General features: G+C 74.6%; 2 protein-coding genes. One reads left to right on the forward strand and one right to left on the reverse strand.

Annotated elements, in window-relative coordinates; genetic code table 11:
• On the forward strand, positions 1 to 444 hold a 444-nt coding region (locus ACK5F2_RS15315), incomplete at its 5' end, for a winged helix-turn-helix domain-containing protein (RefSeq protein WP_409866074.1).
• A gap of 115 nt (positions 445 to 559) precedes the next feature.
• On the opposite strand, the gene ACK5F2_RS15320 is transcribed toward ACK5F2_RS15315, so the two are convergent.
• A partial coding sequence (locus ACK5F2_RS15320; protein WP_409866076.1) for a hypothetical protein occupies positions 560 to 2,668 on the reverse strand: 2,109 nt, incomplete at its 5' end.

Consider the following 2,668-nt stretch of genomic DNA (forward strand, 5'->3'; position numbering starts at 1 on the left):
CGGGGGCGCGGGGGGGTGGCCGGCTTGGCCTTGGGGGCCGAATACTACCGGGCCAAGACCGGGGATGGGCCCTCACACGCCGCCACGCACGCCGGGGGGGCCCCACGGCTGCTCCCGCAGGGCACGCTGCCGGTCGATCCAGCCTGGATCCTGGAGCTGCGCCCGCGCCGGCTGCTGCCGCCGGGCTGCGAGCCCATGGCACTGTCGGAGCAGGACCTGTTGGTGCTGCACACCCTGATGCGCGGCGCGGGCGAGATCGCCAGCCGGCAGCAGATCGTCGAGGCCCTGGGCGAGGACTATCTCAGCTACGACCAGCGCCGGCTCGACACCCAGATGCGCCGCCTGCGCCGCAAGGTGGATGAGGCCTGCGGCCTCACCCTGCCCATCAACACCGCGCGCAACGCCGGCTACCGCTTTCACGCCCGGGCCCTGATCCGGGCCTGAGCACTCAGCACTCAGCACTCAGCACTCAGCACGGCTCACCGCCCACAGCCCACAGCCCACAGCCCACAGCCGACCCCGCCCGGGAGGGCAGGGCCGGCCGCGGCGGCCCGGGGTTTCAGCGCGACTGCGGCACGAAGTCCAGCTCGAAGGCTCGGGGCGCCGCGCCGGGCGCGCTGCGCAGCATCACCTTCACACGGATGGGCTTGGCCAGGTCCGGCGGCACCAGGCCGGCGAACTGGCGGCTGGCCGCGTCGTAGCTCAGCCAGGCGGGCAGGGCGCCGCCATCGGCCAGGCGCGCGGCCTCGGCCTCGCCGGCAGCGTCAGCCGGCGTTCCCAGCAGGTCCTGCAGGGGGCTGACGAAACGCTCGCCCGGACGCAGCGCTACGCGCCAGTCCGCACCCGCCAGGCTCAAGGCCTGGGCCTCACGCGTCGCCTCGCCGCCTTCACCCGTCTGGCCGTCCCGCTGCCACAGGGCCGGCTTCAAGCCGGCGCGCGCCACGCGCGAGCCCTGGGCATGGGTGGCCAGATTGCCGGAGTTCTCGTTGCCAGCTGCGCCGCCCACCAGGCGGGCGAACTGCTCGGGCAGGGGCGGCACGCCGGTGGTGATGTAGCCGGAGCCCGGCTGCTGCACCGGGTCCGGTGGCTGGGCCGCGTAGACGGTGCCGGTCTGCAGGAAGCCCAGCTTCAGGCCGCCCAGGCGCGAGAGGTCCAGGAAGGGGTTGTCGTCATAGATCAGCCAGCGGCCGGACGGGGCCGCGACCGCGTCCGCACCGGCCTGGTTGCGGAAGGCCTGGCCCGCCGCCAGCACCACGGCCTGGCGCGAGCCGGAGGCGCTGCTGACCTGGCCCGCTTCCAGGCTCAGGTCGGCGCTGCTGCGCACAAAGACCTCGCCTTGCGCGGCAATGCCGCGGCTGGCGCCCACCTGGCCGATCACCAGGCTGCCCTGGTTCTCCAGCGCCACGCCGCCCGCGCTCTGGGCCGCGAAGCGCGCCACGCTATTGCCCGCCTGGCGCAGCGCCACCTCGGCGGCGCTGCCGGTGCTGCGTGCTTCCAGGCTGGTGGCCTGCAGGCTGCCGGCCGTCTGGCGGATGCCGCCCTGGGCCGAAACCAGGGCGATCTGGCTGCCCTTGAGATCGGCGGCCAGCTCGATGGCGCCCGCGCTGCTCAAGGTCTGCTGGCGATTGCCGGTGCTGATGCCCGCCAGGCTGCGTTGCTTGTCCTCACCGCCCAGCTCGCGTCGCACGCTGCCCACCTTGAGGGCGGCCTGGCTGTGCAGGGCCAGGGCACCGTCGCCGGTCTGCGCGGCCACGCTGCCGATGCGATTGCCCTGCTGCTGCAGGCTCACATCGCCCGCGGCCAGCAGGCGCAGCGCGTCGGCGTCCAGGCTGCCGCCGCTTTGCTGGATGCCGCCCTGGGCCTCCAGGCTCACGGTGGCCGCCCCGGCGCGCAGCGTGTCGCTCAGGGCGATGGCGCCACCGGCGCGCACAAGCTGCTCGCGGTCGCGGGTGCTGAGGGCTTCCAGAGTCAGTGCGCCGGCATTGTTGTAGGCCAGCGTGCCCTCGGCCACGGCGGCCGCAAAGCGCTGGACCTGGTTGCCAGCCTGCTGCAGGTCCACAGCGCCCACGCCGCCGGCCTGGATGCGTAGGGCCGCGGCCGTGATCGCGCCGCCACTCTGGCGCACACCGCCATCGGCCACGTCCAGGGCGATGCTGCCCTGGCCGGCCTTGAGCTGCTGGGCGAGCTGCAGGGCGCCGCCGCTCTTCAGGCTTTGCGCGCCGTTGCCGGCCGCGGTGTCCAGACCGTCGAGATTGCGCTCGGCGCTGTTGGCGCCCAGGCTGCGCGCCAGGCTGGTGACGCTCAGCGCGCCTTGAGTCTGCAGCGCCAGGCTGCCGCCGGCCACGCGGGCCGCGACCTGGCCAAAGCGGTTGCCCGCCTGCTGCAGCGCCACATCGCCCTGGCCACCGGCCAGCAGGCGCAGCTTGTCGGCCTGCAGGCTGCCGCCGCTCTGGCGGATGCCGCCCACGGCCGCTTCCAGGCTCACCAGGCCGCTGCCGGCCCGCACCTCCTGGCTCAGCAGCAGGGCGTCGCCGCTTTGCACCAGCTGCTCGCCCTGGCCCGAGTTCAGGCCGGCGCTGCGGCCGGCCTGCTGGCCCAGGCTCACCGTCACGGCGCCGATCTCCAGGCCGTCGGCATCGCGATAGGCCAGGGGGCCCTGGCCTATCGC

It is taken from the genome of Roseateles sp., assembly GCF_046300915.1.
Classification (GTDB): Bacteria; Pseudomonadota; Gammaproteobacteria; order Burkholderiales; family Burkholderiaceae_C; genus Kinneretia.